Source organism: Thermococcus atlanticus, from assembly GCF_054657855.1.
The window spans coordinates 226,676-242,556 of record NZ_BAAHXX010000001.1 but is presented as its reverse complement, the minus strand read 5'-3'; the positions used below and the strand labels follow the sequence as shown (position 1 = coordinate 242,556).

Here is a 15,881-nt window from a genome sequence, read left to right as displayed (position 1 = left end):
TCGCCGGTGTTTATTCTATTTTGAATTGAAAATTGAAAACAGATAGAGGGATGCCGATGACCGGTGAGAAGCTCGAAAGGGCAATCAGGGCTGGAGAAAAGATTCTGGAGCCAAAATACGCCCTTCCCCTAATAACTTTCATCGCCGCGTTTTTCAGGCTGATACCCCTGAGGTACCATTACCTGTTTGGTTATGACCCGTATTTCCATCTGGCTTACGTGGAGGAGAGTCTGAAGGCGGGCAGGTGGATGGATTTTCTGACAATTGCCGGCGGCCCGTGGGGATTTTTGATCAAAAACTTCCACCCCCTGGGGTTGTGGATGACGCCGGCATATGTGTATAAAGTCCTCTCCGTGTTCGGGGTTTCCATCTACGATGCCTTCAGGATTACCCCTGTAATCTTCGGCGTTCTGACCGTGCTTTTCTTCTACCTCAGCATGCTCAACCTCTACGGGAAAAGGGAGGCCTTCTTTTCAGCCCTTTTTCTCTCCGTCATGTTCGGCCACATCTTCAGATCATCTGCGAACTATTACAGGGGAGACAACTACATGCTCTTCTGGTATTCCGTCGCATTGTACGGAATCTCGCTGGCCCTAACAAAAACCCGGAGGGCATGGCGCTACAGGAGGTTTGCCTTCTACCTGATTCCGGCCTTTGCAAGTGGCTTGGCATCAATATTCTGGCAGGCATACTATCCGATTTTTGTTTTCCTCATAGGAAATGCCGTTTTTCTGGCCTTCGGTGCATTCATTCTCAGAAAGGATAGATATCTTGCCGATGCCGCAGCCCTAACCCTTTCAACGGCCTTCGGCGCCCTCATAGCCAACTGGCTCGGCGGGCGTTTCGGCTACGGCATGCTCGGAGGGGACAGATGGCTGGCCAGGAAAACCGCTGAAAAGCTTGGAATTGAACTCGGAAGGATAAAAGATGCCTACCTTCTCGTTCATCTCAGATACCTCGTCCCCCTGACCCTCCTCGGAATCGCCGTGCTGTTCCTGATTTCAAGACCCGTGAAGGAGAGAAGGAAAAGGCTGCCCTTAGCAGTGCTGATTGCTTTCTCTGGAGCACTCGTGCTCTTCATGCGTTTTACGGTGCTTAAAGACCTTTCCTCAGGATTCGGGATTTTCGGACAGCACCCGATCCTCGAAACAGTGCACCCCTCCTTCGGAGACCTCTGGATGGCGTTCAGCGTCCTGATATTCCTGTGTCCGTTCTTTGCCCTCCGTTTTATTCCGGGGAACGTCAGACTCTCCGATTTCCTCCTCCTTGGCTTCGTCGCCCCGGGCTTCTACATGCTGTACACATGGACCCGCTTCCTGTTCATAGGCTCCCTGGCCGTGGCAGCCGCAGCAGGGCTGGGGCTTATTTCCCTGCACGATCTCCTCCATGCCAGACTGGAATCCAGACTGAGCACCAGAAAGCTCTCAGCCGTTTTATTAGCCCTTCTCATCCTGGTGCCTGCGGTAAGTGCGGGCTTCGGATTCAGGGAGATTTATGACGAGAGGCCGGTAATAAACGACCACTGGGTTCAGGCTCTAACCTGGCTGGGGGAGAACTCCAATAAAAACGACATCATCCTGACATGGTGGGATCACGGGCACTGGGTGACGTACTACGCAAGGAGAAGTCCGATAGTCCAGGGCGGACCCAGCAGATGGCTGGCCCTCTACTACCTCGGGAAAATTAATAAAAACCAACTTATGGCCAGGGGAATCGACTACGTCATCGTCAGCTACGACACCGTCCTGAAGTTCGGCTCGGTTCTTGAGACAGCGAATGTCTCGGGAGCCGGCTATGCCCTCGTGATTCTCCCCCTGGTGTCCAGATTCGGAACGCTGCTCTTTGAGAGGGGTGGATACCGGATAATTGCCCAGCCGGGGGAGAGATGGAAGGTCATCGTGAATATAAACGGGAACTCTTTCTCGCCGAGGGAGGCGTTCCTTGAATACAGGAACAGTCTGGCAGGACTCCCGCTCCAGAGCGAGAAAATCGGAAATGCCTATGTCTACATGAACCTCAACTACGGCTATGCTGTCCTGATGAGCGAAAAGACATTCAACACGACGCTCGCCAGGCTGATGTTCACGAACGAGTACCCCGGTTACTACAGACTGGTCTACTCTGATGGGGGCTATATCAAGATTTTCCGGTTCGAGCACCCCAACGTCGTCGTGACCTCTGATAACGGCTCGGTGGTTCTCAGGTTCACAAACGCCACCGGAACAGGGCTTGAAATCTTTGGCTATCTAGACAACGGGACGCTCGTATTCAGAAAATGGTATCCTGTAAGGGGGAAGGAGGAATTCATCCTGCCGAACGATATGAACGGAAGCGTCGTCGTGAGGTATACATACGTTCGGAAGAGGACAGTCCTTGATAGGGGGGTCTTCAGGATAGACGAGTTTGTTACAGACACATCCCGCTGACTTCCCACACTTCTGCGAAATCTTTATATACCCAGAAGGTTGCTTAATTAAATGTAATTAAATATCATTAAGGCTGGAGGTGTTTGCCATGGCTGAGGAAAAGAAGTACACGACCGTTTCCATACCAAAGCCCCTCTATGACAAGATTAAGGCCAGAATAGAGGGCACCGGGTTCACTTCGGTCTCGGACTACGTCACCTACGTCCTCCGCGAGGTTCTGGCGAGCCTCGAAGAGGAGGAGAAGGAGGAAGTCTTCACCGAGGAGGAGGAAGAGAAGGTCAAGGAGCGCCTCAGGGCACTCGGCTACCTCGACTGAGGCCTTTCCTTTTTGAGGTGATACCATGGTCTCAAAGCCCCACGGAGGCAGGCTCGTCAGGAGGCTCGTGGCAGAGAGAACCCGCGAGAGGATTCTGGGCGAGCAGAAAGAATACCCCCGCGTCCAGATCGAGCACGGCCGGGCGATAGACCTTGAGAACATCGCGCACGGCGTTTATTCACCCCTCAAGGGCTTCCTCACGAGCGACGACTTCGAGAGCGTCCTCGACCACATGCGCCTGAGCGACGACACGCCCTGGACGATCCCGATAGTGCTCGATATCAAAGAGAAAACCTTCGACGAGGGCGACGCGGTACTGCTCTACTACGACGACCTGCCGGTAGCGAGGATGCACGTCGAGGAGATTTACACCTACGAGAGGAAGGAATTCGCGGTCAAGGTCTTCAAGACCGACGACCCGGCCCACCCTGGTGTCGCCAGGGTCATGGACATGGAGGACTACCTCGTCGGCGGCGAGATAGAGCTCCTCAATGAGCTCCCGAACCCCTTCGCTAGGTACACGCTCAGGCCGGTCGAGACGAGGGTTCTCTTCAAGGAGCGCGGCTGGAAGACCATCGTTGCGTTCCAGACCAGGAACGTGCCCCACCTCGGCCACGAGTATGTCCAGAAGGCTGCCCTCACCTTCGTCGACGGTCTCTTCATCAACCCCGTCCTCGGAAGGAAGAAGAGGGGCGACTACCGCGATGAGGTCATAATCAGGGCCTACGAGACGCTCTTCGAGCACTACTATCCCAGGGATGCGGCAACACTGGCGACAGTCCGCTACGAGATGCGCTATGCAGGCCCGAGGGAAGCAGTACACCACGCTATAATGAGGAAGAACTTCGGTGCGACGCACTTCATAGTGGGAAGGGACCACGCTGGAGTCGGCGACTACTACGGGCCCTATGAGGCGTGGGATCTCTTCGGCAACTTCCCTGACCTGGGAATAACCCCGATGTTTATCCGTGAGTCCTTCTACTGCAGGAAGTGCGGCGGCATGGTCAACGCAAAGATATGCCCCCACAGCAAAGAGTTCCACGTCCACATAAGCGGCACCAAGCTCAGGAAGATGATAATGACTGGCGAAAAGCCGCCGGAGTACATGATGAGGCCAGAGGTCTTCGAGGTCGTGAGGAGCTTCGAGAATCCCTTCGTGGAGTGATTTCATTATTTTTTGCGGGGTGAGTTAGGTGCATCTAATAGTCCACCACTGGGACACGGACGGGGTGACATCTTCAGCGTTGCTGGTTAGGGCGCTTGATCTGGGGGAGTTCACCAACATGACCGCGCCGATAGGTGAGTTCCGCTTCGATGAGAGAATATGGGAGACCGTTGAGAAGGCCGAGAGGCTCTACGTGCTGGATTTCAACGTTCCAGGCGAGGTCGAGAAGGTTAAGGTTCCGACGCTGTTCATCGACCACCACACCCAGCCGAGGATCGGGAATCCGCTCGTCGAGCAGATAAACCCCTCCCTAGAAGGGGAGTACTACCCCTCCTGCTCACTCGTCGTCTCGGAGCACTTTGGGATATGGAACGCCTGGAGCGCCCTCGGTGTCGTTGGGGATATAGGGGAGAAGGCCTTTGAGCTGGATAGGGTCAGAAAGCTCCTTGATAGGGAGGGAATCTCGCAGGGGGAGGCGCGGAGTCTCGTTGAGCTCATCGACTCCAACTACATCGCCATGGAGAGGGAAGCTGTGGAGAAAGCAGTTGAGGTTCTCTTAAGCAGAGACCTCAAGGAGCTCCTCGAATACGAGCCGTGGGTGAAGAAGGCGAAAGCCATAAGGGAGGGCATAGAGGGGGCAGTTTCAAACGCCGAGGAGCGGAACGGCTTCGCCATCGTTCACTTTGAGAGCCCCTTCAATGTAATCTCCAAGGTCGCGAGGAAGCTCGTCTGGGAGCTCGGTTACAGGGGCGCGGTGGTCATCAACGGGAACTTCCACGGGAAGGGCCAGGTATACTTCAGGATCTCCGCGAAGGAAGCGGAGAGGATAAAGGTGGCCGAGATAATAGAACGCCTTAAATCCCTCGGAGCCAACGCCGGCGGTAAGAGGGAAGTCCTCGGCTGCGTCTGCGAGAGGGATAAAATCTGGGATGTAATGGCGATCATTGAGGAATATCTGAGGTGAGGAGAATGGAGTTTGAAAAAAAGGTTAGGGAAGGGATGGAAGGGACGAAGAAAGTCCTCGTCATAGGCCTCGACTCCGCCCCGCCGGAGCTGCTGTTCAACCGCTTCATCGACGACATGCCCAACTTGAAAAAGCTCCTCGAAAAATCCGTCTACGGCCCGATGCAGACCGGCATTCCGGCGATAACCATCCCCATGTGGATGGTGATGGTCACCGGCAAGACGCCGGGCGAGCTCGGCCTCTACGGCTTCAGGCACAGGACCGGCTATTCCTACACCGACTACTGGATAGCCCACAGCAAAAAGGTGAGAGAAAAGACGCTCTGGGACTACCTCGGCGAGCGCGGAAAGAAGTCGATAATAGTGGGCGTTCCTCCGACCTACCCGCCGAAGCCGATCAACGGCCACCTCGTGAGCTGCTTCATAACGCCAGATGCAAGCGTGGACTACACCTATCCAAAAGAGCTGAAGGGCGAGATCGAGAGGCTCGTTGGGGAGTACATCTTCGACGTCCCCTTCAGGAAGGAGGCAAAGGACGAGGTAAAGGAAGGCCTCTGGGAGATGACGGAGAAGAGGTTCGAGGTAATACGCTACCTCATCCAGGAGAAGGAGTGGGACTACTTCCACTTCGTTGAGATTGGCCTTGACAGGCTCCACCACGCCTTCTGGCGCTACTTCGACCCGAACCACCATCTCTACCCCGGTAAGGGGAACAGGTACGAGAACGTCATTCCAGACTACTACAGGCTCCTCGACAGGGAGATAGGAGAGACCCTCAAGCTAATAGACCTCGACGAGACGGCTGTCTTCATCGTCTCCGACCACGGGATAAAGGCCATGCACGGCAACTTCGCGGTCAACCAGTGGCTGGCCGAGGAGGGCCTGCTGAAGGTGAAGAACCCCTCCGCTCTGCACGACGGGAAGGTCAAGCGCTTCGAGAGCCTCGACGTGGACTGGAAGGAAACCACCGCCTGGGGCTGGGGCGGCTACTACTCGCGCGTTTTCCTCAACGTCCTTGGAAGGGAGAAAGCCGGAAAGATACCGCTCTCCAGGTTCGAGAAGGTAAGGGACGAGGTTGCCGAGCAGATACGCTCCATACGCGGTCCGAACGGCGAGAGGTGGGACACGAAGGTGTTCTACCCCGAGGACATCTATCCGATAGCGAAGGGAAGCAAGCCGGACATAATGGTCTACTTCGACAACCTCAACTGGCGCGCGGCAGGAACCGTCGGCCACCCGAGCAACTATCTCCCAGAGAACGACACCGGGCCGGACGATGCGAACCACTCCGAGTTCGGAGTGTTCTCGATGTACCTGCCCGGCTTTGACGAGAGCAGGGCAACGCAGCTCACCATCTATGACTTCGCTCCAACCATGCTCAGGCTCTTCGGGATAGAGGAGCCGCTGGCGGAAATGCATGGGAAGAGCATCCTTTAACCATTTACATTTTGACTGGTGAGAGTGATGGAGATTCAGTTCATTCCACACGCACTGGAGAGACTCAGAGAGAGGGACATACCCGAAGAGCTCGTAGAGGAGGCCATTTCGAATCCAGAAGCCGTTTCGGAAGGATACTCTGGAAGGAAAGTTGCCCAGAAACGCTTGAACGGCAAGCTGATAAGGGTCATCTGCGAGGAAACGTCTGATGGGGTGATTGTGGTCATCACGGCATACATAACCTCCAAAGTCAAAAAATATGGAGGGGGTGAGAAACGATGAGAATATCATACGATCCAAAACACGATGTCATGTACATAAAGTTCTCGGACGCAAAGATCGTTGAGACGGTGGAAGTTGAGGAGGGGGTGCTGATAGACTACGGCGAGAACGGGGAGATAGTGGGCATAGAGATAATCAACGCCTCCCTGAGAACTCACTCGCACCCGTTGAACGAGATAACCGTAAGGATTGAAGAGGCCACGGCCCATTGATCCTGTTATCGCTGGATGGAGGAGGTAAAATGGACGAACTGAAGAATCTTGAAAAAGGATTCACCATCTGGCTCACGGGGCCGAGTGGTGCTGGAAAGACGACTCTGGCTGTAAAGCTCGCGAGGAAGCTCAGGGAGATGGGCTACCGCGTTGAGATACTCGACGGGGACACGATAAGGAAGACGCTGTACCCGGAGCTGGGCTTTTCAAAGGAAGCGAGGGAGATGCACAACCGCGTTGTCATCCACATGGCCAAGCTCCTCAGCAGGAACGGGGTGATAGCTATAGTCTCGCTGATTTCGCCCTATCGAGCGGTTAGGGAGTACGCAAGGAAGGAGATTGGGGACTTCATCGAGGTCTACGTCTACGCCCCGCTTGAGGTGAGGATCCAGCGCGACCCCAAGGGGCTTTACGCCAAAGCCCTTAGGGGCGAGATAAAGGGCCTGACAGGTTATGATGGCGTCTACGAGGAGCCCGAAAACCCCGAGGTGAGGGTGGACAGCTCAAAGATGACGCCGGAGGAAGAGGTCGAGACGGTAATAGAGAAGGCCAGGGAGCTCGGCTACCTGCCCTGAACCGGAGGGAGGGCCTTGGACATCACCTTTGCTGTGCTAGGCTTCCTCGTCGGCTTTCTCGTTGGCCTCACGGGGGTCGGGGGCGGGGCTTTGATGACCCCTTCCCTAATCTTTCTCGGCGTTGAACCCCTAACTGCGGTCGGGACCGACCTGCTATATGCAACAGTCACAAGGGTCTTTGGGGCCTTCTTCCACGGGAGGAAGGGTCACGTCCGCACCGATATAACCGTGAGGCTCTTCGCAGGCAGCCTGCCCGCGATAGTTTTGGGTGCGGCTCTACTGCGGGTAATTCCGAAGGAGGCAATTAACCGCCATCTCACGCTGATCCTTGGCTCGATACTCATCACAACGTCGCTTCTGAGCCTGTTTAAGGGAGAGCTCAACCTTCCCGTGAGGCGTAGATGGGCCTACGTTTATCTGCTCGGCTTCATAGTTGGCCTGACCGTTCAGTTCACCTCGGTCGGGGCAGGGGTTATAGTTAGCTTCGCCCTGATGAATGTGGCAAGGGTCAATCCGAGGGAGGTTGTTGGTGTTACGATAACCTACGGCCTTGCCCTCTCGGCCATGGGCTTTCTGAACTATGCATTTTTAGGCAGCGTGGAGTATCGCCTGGCAATTGCACTGATTGCCGGTACACTGCCGGGTGTGTACCTTGGAACGCATGTGAATTCGAGGGCTGGAAAAGAGAGGCTCAAGAGGGTTATCAACGTTATCATTCTGTTGGTAGGAATTTTGATACTCGTTCAACGGGTGGCCAATTAAAGGCACGATAGGTTTTTATTTTCAAGCATAGTATCAACAACGGTGAATCACATGAAGGCCCTCATTCTATCGGGAGGTCACGGGACGAGATTGAGACCTTTAACGTACTCGCAGCAGAAGCAGCTGATTCCGGCTGCGAACAAGCCTGTTCTGTTCTACGCCATCGAGGACGTTATCGAGGCCGGCATTCATGAGATAGGAATTATAGTGGGCCCCAACGCGGAGCAGGTGAAGAAGACGGTTCTTAGCAGGGAATGGGACGCGGAGATTGAGTTCATCCACCAGGGCGAGCCGAAGGGGCTGGCGCATGCCATCCTCGTGGCGAGGGATTATCTCGGCGATGACGACTTTGTGATGTACCTCGGTGACAATATCCTCAGGGAGGGGATTGTGAGGCACTTAGAGCACTTCACGAGGGGGAAATTTGATGCAAGCATTTTGCTCTGTGAGGTCCCAAATCCCCAGCAGTTCGGTGTGGCCGAGCTCAGCGAGGATGGGAGGACGATTAAACGCTTAATTGAGAAGCCCAAGGTGCCGCCGAGCAATCTGGCTCTGGTGGGGATTTACTTCTTCAGGCCAATAGTCCATGAGGCCGTTGCGAGCATAAAGCCATCGTGGAGGAACGAGCTTGAGATTACCGACGCTATCCAGTGGCTCATCGACCACGGCTACCGCGTTGGATGGACGAAGGTCGAGCACTGGTGGAAGGACACAGGGAAGCCCGAGGACATTCTGGACGCCAACAGGCTCATTCTGGACGATATTGAGACCGACATCCGGATACACACCAACGCCCGCATCCACGGGAGGGTCGTCATCGGCGAGGGAACTGTGATAGACGAGGATACCGTCATCAAAGGCCCGGTGGTCATCGGGAAGAACGTCAGGATAACGAACTCCTACATAGGCCCCTACACGAGCATCGGCGACAACGTCATCATTGAGAACACCGAAATAGAGGACTCCATAGTACTGGAGGGGAGCGAAATAAGGAACGCCGGCAGGATAGTGGAGAGCCTGATAGGGAGGGGGGTTAAGATAATGAACTCCGACAACCATCCCCTCGGAAGGAAGCTCGTTGTGGGGGATAATTCCCAGTTACTCCTCTGAGGTGATAGAATGAGGCTTCTGGTGACGGGAGGAGCGGGGTTCATAGGGAGCAACTTCATCCGCTATATCCTAGAAAAGCATCCCGATTGGGAGGTCATAAACTTAGACAAGCTCGGCTATGGGTCAAACCTGGCGAATCTGAAGGATATTGAGGATGACGAGAGGTATACGTTCGTTAAGGGGAATATAAATGATTTTGAGCTTGTTTCAAAGCTTATTAAAGAAGTCGATGCAGTGATTAATTTTGCAGCAGAGAGCCATGTGGACAGGAGCATCTCGAATCCTTATGCGTTCATAGAGAGCAACGTTCTTGGTGTGTATACGGTACTTGAAGCGATAAGAAAAGTTAATCCTGAGGTGCGCCTGCTTCACGTCAGCACGGATGAGGTCCATGGAGATATAAAAGAGGGTTCCTTTACCGAGGAGGACAGATTGATGCCTTCCTCTCCCTATTCGGCGAGCAAGGCCGCTGGAGATATGCTGGTTTTGGGGCATGCGAGGACCTACAATTTAAACGCTTCAATAACGAGGTGCACCAACAACTATGGGCCCTACCAGTTCCCCGAGAAGCTCATCCCAAAAACAATAATCAGGGCAAATATGGGGCTTAAGATTCCCATATACGGCACGGGCCAGAACGTCAGGGACTGGCTCTACGTTGAAGACCACGTGAGGGCAATTGAAGCCGTTCTGGAGAAGGGCGAGAGGAGGGAGGTGTACAACATCTCGGCTGGGGAGGAGAAGACAAACCTCGAAGTCGTGAAAACCATCTTAAGGCTCATGGGCAAGGATGGGGATTTAATGGAGTTCGTTGAGGACAGGCCCGGCCATGATGTTCGCTATTCTCTGGATTCTTGGAAGATAACCCGAGATCTTAAGTGGAGGCCAAAATACAGTTTTGAGGAGGGTATCAAAAAGACCGTGGAGTGGTATCTAAACAACGAGTGGTGGTGGAGGCCTTTGGTTAACGAAAAAGTTCTCCATCCGACACCGTGGAAGCTGAGGTGGTAAAAGGCTTTATTATTTTGCCTTTTTGCATAATGCTTAAATAATCTTAAAAAACTAAATAGAAGTGGTGTCCAGAGATGTGTGAAAAAATAGACTTGGGGAGGGAATTCTCTCCTGTTTTGAGTTCTAGGGAGCTGGTGAGAGAATTGGAGAAAAGAGTTGGTGGCAAGAGGGTTATTCTAGATTTTAAAAACGTGGAATTTATCTCTCATTCATTTGCTCATGAGCTCTTGATGTATAAGCTCAGAAATCAGAACATAGAACTCGTGAATATAAATCCTTCAGTGGCTAAAATGCTGGAAGTGGTGGAGCAACACTTAAAGAGAGGACAAACGCATCCAAGAGTTAAAGTGATCAGGAAAAGCATCCTCTCCATAATCACCTAGTGTGGGGATTCATGAAGGCAGTAAGAGTGATGGATCCACGTGGTGAAAGCCTACTCAATCAGTTGGTTTCTCTTTATTTTACATTTAGGGAAGTCCATGAGAGAGTTCTTTTTGATCTTGGGGGCGTGACCTGGGTATTTCCTCTCTTAATTCTTCCAATAGCGAGTTATATTCATGATACGCAGAGTGAGTTTATTCCTCCCTTAAGAGAGGAGGTTGCTTCATATCTGAAACATGTTCTTTTTCCTGAAGGGGTCGATTCGATAGAGAAAATAAAACGTGAAAGGAGCTACATCCCGATTACCCTTTTAAAAGGTGAAGATTCTGCAGAGCGGGAAAGATTACAGAGGGAATTTTTAGAAATGATATACAAGGTCTTGAATCCTACGGTGGGGGTTAAAAACGCCATTTATTATCCCATTCAAGAGCTGGTGGAGAACATATTCCAGCACAGTGAAAGGGATGAAGGCTACGTCTTTGCTCAGTATTACCCAACAAAGGGATTTTTAGATCTGTGCATTGTAGATAGGGGGATTGGGTTGGCCAACTCATATAAAAGAGGAAAAGGGCTGGACATAAGTGATGCTGAGGCAATAGAAATGGCCCTTGAAGGGTATTCCGTGAAGCCGGAGGATTCTAGGGGCTATGGAATAAGGACCTCCAAAAGAGTTGTGTGTGAAGGACTTAATGGGGAGTTCGTTCTAATTTCTGGGAGCGCTGCATTGTACTCTTCAAAACACGAAAATGTAATATATGACCTTCCCGATTTCCACTGGAGAGGTGTGATAGTTGCATATCGTATCCCAGAGCCAAAACATTCAGTGGATATCTATCCATTTCTGGAGGGATAGCAATGCCTTTCGAGTTCAAACGTTTGGAAATTCCGGATGTGATTTTGATAAAGCCCAAAGTATTTGAGGACGAGCGGGGCTTTTTCATGGAAACCTACAAGAAGTCGGATTTTGAAAAGGCCGGAATAAAGGGGGAGTTCGTCCAGGATAACCACTCTAGATCAAAGTACGGCGTTCTCAGGGGGCTGCACTTCCAGAGGGAGCCTTATGCTCAGGCAAAGATTGTTCGTTGCGTAAGGGGAGTCATCTATGATGTGGCCGTGGACTTGAGGAAAAACTCCCCAACTTTTGGGAAATATGTTGGTGTTATTCTTTCAGAGTACAACAAACACCAGCTCTACATCCCGCGGGGCTTTGCCCACGGGTTTTTGGTTTTAAGCGACGTTGCAGAGGTGATTTACAAGGTGGACAACGTCTATGCTCCTGATTATGAAGGTGGATTAATCTGGAATGATCCAGACGTGGGAATTAAGTGGCCCGTTGACGAGCCGGTAGTTTCTGGGAAGGACATGAAGTGGCCGACGCTGAGGGAGTTGATTGAGAAAGGGTGGACATTTTGAGGCTACAGGAAGAAAACAACGTTGTGGTCAGGAACTCACATAATCTTTATTATTTTCTGAACGACAGTTATGATATACGAGGTGAGAGGATGGGTACAAACATTAAGCTCAACATTCCGGAGGATGTTTTAAAGACCGTTGGGATAGAGAGAGTTATGAAGATGATTGAGAGGGAGGTTATGATTGAGTACAGTGTTAAGAAGCTCCATGGAAAGTTTAAGGGGAAGAATTTGCGCAAATTACTGGAAGAGGTAGAGATGAATGGGCGATTTGAGGGCGTTTGTTGATATAAATGTTATCCTTGATCATTTGGAAGGAAAGGTTAATTTTTCCATAATCTTTTTATCTTCTCCACTCAAGAAAATATGGAGGTGAGGATTCCACATGGCAGAGATAAAGATTCGAGTTCCTAATAATGTTCCCCCTTCTGTGCTTAAGAAGAGGATAGAGGAGGTTATAAGAGAGGAGGAATTAAAATGGGCTCTTTTTGAGAAGGCTAAGGAAGAAATAGCATTAACTCGTGAAGATTTAGAGGAACTGGAGAGGGTAAGGGAAGAGGCATGGAAAGAGATAAAGAAAAAATACGGGTTGTGATAGATACCAATATTCTGATTTCAGCCTTGATCAAAGATGATTCAACAACCTCCAAGATAATTAAATCTGGAATTTTTGAGATATACTATCCTGAAGATGGCATGTTTGAACTTAAGAAGTACAGGGATTATATAATAACGAAGCGAAAAAAAGCTTTACAGAAAAAAAGTTTTGAGTATGCTCTGAGTTTTCTGCTGGAATCTATAATTGTTGTTCCATCCTTTCTATATGAGGATAATATAAGGAAAGCATATGAAATTATGAAAGATATTGATGAAAAAGATACTCCTTTCTCAGCTCTTGCATTAAAGCTTCAATGTCCAGTATGGTCAAATGATAGCGACTTTGAGAAGCAGAATCTTGTTGAGGTTTACAAAACATCTTACATATTGAGAAAGTTTTTTGGTGGTTCAAAATGGGGGTTGCAATAATTGGAGCCAATGGTCAGCTGGGAACTGACTTGGTGAGGGTCTTCGGGGAAGACCCGTCTTTTGAGGTCGTTCCCTTAACTCATAGAGATTTAGATGTGACCATACCCGAGACCCTGAATGTTCTGAAGGAGCTCAAGCCCGAGGTAATCATCAACACTGCCGCATATGTGAGGGTTGATGATGCTGAACTTTACCCGGAGAAGGCTTTCGCGGTCAATGCCATCGGCGCGCTGAACGTTGCCAGGGTTGCCAGTGAAATTGATGCCATCAACGTCTACATCAGCACGGATTACGTCTTCGACGGCGAGAAAGGTGAGCCTTACACAGAGGACGACGTTCCGAATCCAATAAACGTCTACGGGGCGAGCAAACTGGCTGGGGAGATTTTCACGCGGAATTATTCCCGGAAGTACTACATCATCCGGGTCGCGAGCCTCTACGGGAAGGCCGGGGCGAGCGGGAAGGGAGGGAACTTCATTGAATGGGTGATTGAGAAGGCCAGAGGGGGGGAAGAGTTGAGGATTGTCGGCGACCAGTTCATGAGTCCCACGTATACGAGGGATGTTGCCGAAACTTTGAGGGAGTTTTTGAAGTTGAGGTCGGAGTTTGGGGTTTATCACATGGTGAACGAGGGGTATTGTTCTTGGTACGAGTTCACCAAAGCCATTTTTGATATCCTTGGCTGGGACGTTGAAGTGAAGCCTATAAATTCAAGTGAGCTGAAAAGATTAGCGAGGAGGCCGGGGTTTTCGGCGCTGAAGAATGTGAAGCTGGAAGGGATTGGTTTGAGAATGCCGGGATGGGAGGATGCCCTGAAGAGGTACCTCAGAGTAAAGCATGACTGAAGAATGGCCCGTAAAAAGAAAAAGGTGCTCAATAACAGAGATGTCTGAAATCTAAACAGGTGTTGACCATGAAGAAAACTAAAAGAAGCAGGAAAGAGGAGATAATAAAGCTTTTAAAAGAAGGGAAATCCGTAAGTGAGATAGCCGCGGAACTTAAAGTCAGTAAAAGCTATGTTTCTAGGGTTAAGGGAGAGCTCATGGCTGTCACTATAAGGAATAAGGGGGAATTGGAAGCCAAAGCTTTTGAACTCTTTGAAAAGGGGATGTCCCCGGTAAAAGTCGTGATGACACTTAGAGTCCCAGCAGAAACTGTTAAGGAGATATACAGAGAATATTTGGCTCTAAAAGATCTCCCACCATTAACTGCATGGGATCTTGAAGAAGAGTTTATGAACCTTGAAGATACTATGGAAAACCTTAAGGAAAAAATAGAGCAAAAAGAGCAGCTGATCAGGAGTGCTCTCTCAACAAGTCTGGAAAAGACCATTCGTTCAATGCATAAAGAGGTAAAAGAACTGTTTGATACGTGGTCTTCTCAGATGGAAAAGGAGTACAATGCATTGCTCGGACTGAGCATAGAGATATACTGTTTAGTAGGGTTATTGTTATTAGACCGACTCGCAGAATACGCAATGACAACCCCTAAAAAATCGCTTATAATGGCAACTGAAGAGTACAACGCCACAATGAGATGGATTGAGCTGGCCTCCAAGATAAATGAGGCTTACAAGGATATACAGCACCCTGCAAAGGAGGTTTTAGAGCTCATTCGTAAAAAGGCAGAAACTTTCGGTGATATCCTCAAGAATAGTGGATATATAGATGTTGCGGAGGTCTTTTACAACATGGCAAAGGCACTCTCGGGGTGAACTCAGAGTTCACCGTAATTTAGTCAACAGTTCACAAGCAAACTCGAAACATAGGAATGTTGTTTGCTGGTGTTTCCTCTGTGTTTACCAACATTGATCAAGTTAATTAACCAGTTAACTCAACCTATGCCACGAGTATCACACCCCATTCCAAAAATGCATGCATCTGACGGTTTTTCAGAAATTAGTTTACTAAACTGTGAAATACCAACGCTTCCCCTTTGAGTTCCCTTAATACAGCGTCATCTTCTCGCGTCATCTTTTCACGCGAACAACTGCACATGGACAGCAGGTTTTGAGAACCTGTGGAAAAAGAACGGGTTCGTAGCTCTACTGAGACCCAGGAACATTTCAGAGGTGGCATTCACTCCCCATTGCGAGCATCTCTGGGATCCCAAGAGTCTTAGGGGTGTGCTCCAGCAAGAGCCTGAAAGGGGGTATGCTTATACTGGGGATAAGGATTTGATAATAACAGTGGATGCGAAGCACGTTAAAAGTAAGCTGAGATTAATTGTGGTGACGGTATTCCCGGAGCCCCCATGAGGAGAATGAAGGTGAGAGAATAGGAGGGAGAAGGTTGAGTTTATGCCTGCGGATTATGATCCTGAAGCCGATTCACTCTTTGTGAGAGTGTCTGAGAGTGAGTTATGATTAGGGATTATGTTATTCCGGACTTTGGCCGGATTTCAGATGGGGATAGGCTGGACGTCATTGGCTTTGAAATACTTGAGGCTTCCAAAAAGTTTGGGTTTGAGAAACATTTGCTCAGAAGCATTAGAAGACTCCACGCCGAGATTAAGATCAGTGAAGATAGGGTTGAAATGATGATTTCGATAGTTGTGGTCCAGAGAAAAAAGGAACGCGAGCGCTCAAAGGTACTGGAAATGGCAAACGTTGTCCTTCCTGCAGTCGTCACTTCAATCAGTGTCTAAGGGGATTAAGAAATAAGGAATATCAGGAGCTGTTTAAGATTTCGAGGCACACAGCAACACGGGATTTAAGTGAGTTGGTTAAATTGGGAATTTTCGAGCGTATTGAAAAAGGCAGGTATAAACTAAAGACTCAAATATGAGTCAACCATGAGTCAAA

General features: G+C 50.3%; 20 protein-coding genes and 1 pseudogene. All 21 read left to right on the top strand.

Annotation, left to right across the window (positions count from 1 at the left end; all coding sequences use genetic code 11):
- The first annotated feature begins 56 nt into the window (after window positions 1–56).
- On the top strand, window positions 57–2,426 hold the full coding sequence (locus ACYQ27_RS01320; RefSeq protein WP_460040856.1) for an oligosaccharyl transferase, STT3 subunit: 2,370 nt from the start codon (window positions 57–59) through the stop codon (window positions 2,424–2,426).
- Window positions 2,427–2,514: 88 nt separating this feature from the next.
- Entirely contained in the window at window positions 2,515–2,742 is a 228-nt protein-coding gene (locus ACYQ27_RS01315; RefSeq protein ID WP_014788819.1) for a ribbon-helix-helix domain-containing protein, read from the top strand.
- Window positions 2,743–2,767: 25 nt separating this feature from the next.
- Window positions 2,768–3,907 carry a sulfate adenylyltransferase gene (sat, locus tag ACYQ27_RS01310; RefSeq protein ID WP_460040855.1) on the top strand — a complete coding sequence of 380 codons (1,140 nt, stop codon included), beginning with the start codon at window positions 2,768–2,770 and terminating at the stop codon, window positions 3,905–3,907.
- Between the two features lie 28 nt (window positions 3,908–3,935).
- Window positions 3,936–4,871 (top strand): DHH family phosphoesterase, encoded by a 936-nt coding sequence (locus ACYQ27_RS01305; protein ID WP_460040854.1) that lies wholly within the window; start codon window positions 3,936–3,938, stop codon window positions 4,869–4,871.
- 5 nt (window positions 4,872–4,876) lie between these two features.
- Window positions 4,877–6,307, top strand: coding sequence for an alkaline phosphatase family protein (locus ACYQ27_RS01300; RefSeq protein WP_460040853.1), 1,431 nt, complete (start codon window positions 4,877–4,879; stop codon window positions 6,305–6,307).
- 27 nt (window positions 6,308–6,334) lie between these two features.
- Window positions 6,335–6,589, top strand: a complete 255-nt coding sequence (locus ACYQ27_RS01295) for a DUF4258 domain-containing protein (RefSeq protein ID WP_456453642.1) — start codon at window positions 6,335–6,337, stop codon at window positions 6,587–6,589.
- Complete coding sequence (locus ACYQ27_RS01290; RefSeq protein WP_456453643.1) at window positions 6,586–6,801, top strand: DUF2283 domain-containing protein; 216 nt, start codon at window positions 6,586–6,588, stop codon at window positions 6,799–6,801. The genes ACYQ27_RS01295 and ACYQ27_RS01290 overlap by 4 nt, the downstream gene beginning before the upstream one ends.
- Before the next feature lie 29 nt (window positions 6,802–6,830).
- A complete protein-coding gene (gene cysC, locus ACYQ27_RS01285; RefSeq protein WP_456453644.1) occupies window positions 6,831–7,376 on the top strand; it encodes an adenylyl-sulfate kinase in 546 nt (181 codons plus the stop codon).
- Window positions 7,377–7,391: 15 nt separating this feature from the next.
- Window positions 7,392–8,138 carry a sulfite exporter TauE/SafE family protein gene (locus tag ACYQ27_RS01280; RefSeq protein ID WP_456453645.1) on the top strand — a complete coding sequence of 249 codons (747 nt, stop codon included), beginning with the start codon at window positions 7,392–7,394 and terminating at the stop codon, window positions 8,136–8,138.
- Window positions 8,139–8,189: 51 nt separating this feature from the next.
- Window positions 8,190–9,248, top strand: a complete 1,059-nt coding sequence (locus ACYQ27_RS01275) for a glucose-1-phosphate thymidylyltransferase (protein ID WP_460041756.1) — start codon at window positions 8,190–8,192, stop codon at window positions 9,246–9,248.
- Between the two features lie 9 nt (window positions 9,249–9,257).
- Window positions 9,258–10,259, top strand: coding sequence for a dTDP-glucose 4,6-dehydratase (gene rfbB, locus ACYQ27_RS01270; protein ID WP_460040852.1), 1,002 nt, complete (start codon window positions 9,258–9,260; stop codon window positions 10,257–10,259).
- 74 nt (window positions 10,260–10,333) lie between these two features.
- A complete protein-coding gene (locus tag ACYQ27_RS01265; protein ID WP_460040851.1) occupies window positions 10,334–10,642 on the top strand; it encodes an STAS domain-containing protein in 309 nt (102 codons plus the stop codon).
- An 11-nt stretch (window positions 10,643–10,653) separates the two neighbouring features.
- Window positions 10,654–11,493 carry a hypothetical protein gene (locus ACYQ27_RS01260; RefSeq protein WP_460040850.1) on the top strand — a complete coding sequence of 280 codons (840 nt, stop codon included), beginning with the start codon at window positions 10,654–10,656 and terminating at the stop codon, window positions 11,491–11,493.
- A gap of 2 nt (window positions 11,494–11,495) precedes the next feature.
- Window positions 11,496–12,053 (top strand): dTDP-4-dehydrorhamnose 3,5-epimerase, encoded by a 558-nt coding sequence (gene rfbC, locus ACYQ27_RS01255; protein ID WP_460040849.1) that lies wholly within the window; start codon window positions 11,496–11,498, stop codon window positions 12,051–12,053.
- A complete protein-coding gene (locus ACYQ27_RS01250; protein WP_460040848.1) occupies window positions 12,050–12,340 on the top strand; it encodes a hypothetical protein in 291 nt (96 codons plus the stop codon). The genes rfbC and ACYQ27_RS01250 overlap by 4 nt, the downstream gene beginning before the upstream one ends.
- A 97-nt stretch (window positions 12,341–12,437) precedes the next feature.
- Window positions 12,438–12,647: a hypothetical protein gene (locus ACYQ27_RS01245; RefSeq protein ID WP_456395610.1), complete on the top strand. Its 210-nt coding sequence runs from the start codon at window positions 12,438–12,440 to the stop codon at window positions 12,645–12,647.
- Window positions 12,614–13,078: a PIN domain-containing protein gene (locus ACYQ27_RS01240; protein ID WP_460040847.1), complete on the top strand. Its 465-nt coding sequence runs from the start codon at window positions 12,614–12,616 to the stop codon at window positions 13,076–13,078. The genes ACYQ27_RS01245 and ACYQ27_RS01240 overlap by 34 nt, the downstream gene beginning before the upstream one ends.
- Window positions 13,063–13,923, top strand: a complete 861-nt coding sequence (gene rfbD / locus ACYQ27_RS01235; RefSeq protein ID WP_460040846.1) for a dTDP-4-dehydrorhamnose reductase — start codon at window positions 13,063–13,065, stop codon at window positions 13,921–13,923. The genes ACYQ27_RS01240 and rfbD overlap by 16 nt, the downstream gene beginning before the upstream one ends.
- Window positions 13,924–13,991: 68 nt before the next feature.
- Window positions 13,992–14,792, top strand: coding sequence for a helix-turn-helix domain-containing protein (locus ACYQ27_RS01230; protein ID WP_460040845.1), 801 nt, complete (start codon window positions 13,992–13,994; stop codon window positions 14,790–14,792).
- 647 nt (window positions 14,793–15,439) lie between these two features.
- Entirely contained in the window at window positions 15,440–15,724 is a 285-nt protein-coding gene (locus tag ACYQ27_RS01225; protein ID WP_460040844.1) for a DUF2283 domain-containing protein, read from the top strand.
- Between the two features lie 26 nt (window positions 15,725–15,750).
- Window positions 15,751–15,864: pseudogene (locus ACYQ27_RS01220) on the top strand (DeoR family transcriptional regulator); the annotation flags it as partial.
- Window positions 15,865–15,881: the final 17 nt, after the last annotated feature.

Coding starts and splice junctions, on each gene's coding strand:
- cysC (WP_456453644.1), top strand. CDS start 6,831: ATGGACGAACTGAAGAATCTTGAAAAAGGATTCACCATCTGGCTCACG.
- ACYQ27_RS01230 (WP_460040845.1), top strand. CDS start 13,992: ATGAAGAAAACTAAAAGAAGCAGGAAAGAGGAGATAATAAAGCTTTTA.
- ACYQ27_RS01240 (WP_460040847.1), top strand. CDS start 12,614: ATGGAAAGAGATAAAGAAAAAATACGGGTTGTGATAGATACCAATATT.
- sat (WP_460040855.1), top strand. CDS start 2,768: ATGGTCTCAAAGCCCCACGGAGGCAGGCTCGTCAGGAGGCTCGTGGCA.
- ACYQ27_RS01275 (WP_460041756.1), top strand. CDS start 8,190: ATGAAGGCCCTCATTCTATCGGGAGGTCACGGGACGAGATTGAGACCT.
- ACYQ27_RS01260 (WP_460040850.1), top strand. CDS start 10,654: ATGAAGGCAGTAAGAGTGATGGATCCACGTGGTGAAAGCCTACTCAAT.
- ACYQ27_RS01290 (WP_456453643.1), top strand. CDS start 6,586: ATGAGAATATCATACGATCCAAAACACGATGTCATGTACATAAAGTTC.
- ACYQ27_RS01315 (WP_014788819.1), top strand. CDS start 2,515: ATGGCTGAGGAAAAGAAGTACACGACCGTTTCCATACCAAAGCCCCTC.
- rfbC (WP_460040849.1), top strand. CDS start 11,496: ATGCCTTTCGAGTTCAAACGTTTGGAAATTCCGGATGTGATTTTGATA.
- ACYQ27_RS01245 (WP_456395610.1), top strand. CDS start 12,438: ATGGCAGAGATAAAGATTCGAGTTCCTAATAATGTTCCCCCTTCTGTG.
- ACYQ27_RS01225 (WP_460040844.1), top strand. CDS start 15,440: ATGATTAGGGATTATGTTATTCCGGACTTTGGCCGGATTTCAGATGGG.
- ACYQ27_RS01295 (WP_456453642.1), top strand. CDS start 6,335: ATGGAGATTCAGTTCATTCCACACGCACTGGAGAGACTCAGAGAGAGG.
- ACYQ27_RS01265 (WP_460040851.1), top strand. CDS start 10,334: ATGTGTGAAAAAATAGACTTGGGGAGGGAATTCTCTCCTGTTTTGAGT.
- ACYQ27_RS01320 (WP_460040856.1), top strand. CDS start 57: ATGACCGGTGAGAAGCTCGAAAGGGCAATCAGGGCTGGAGAAAAGATT.
- rfbD (WP_460040846.1), top strand. CDS start 13,063: ATGGGGGTTGCAATAATTGGAGCCAATGGTCAGCTGGGAACTGACTTG.
- rfbB (WP_460040852.1), top strand. CDS start 9,258: ATGAGGCTTCTGGTGACGGGAGGAGCGGGGTTCATAGGGAGCAACTTC.
- ACYQ27_RS01300 (WP_460040853.1), top strand. CDS start 4,877: ATGGAGTTTGAAAAAAAGGTTAGGGAAGGGATGGAAGGGACGAAGAAA.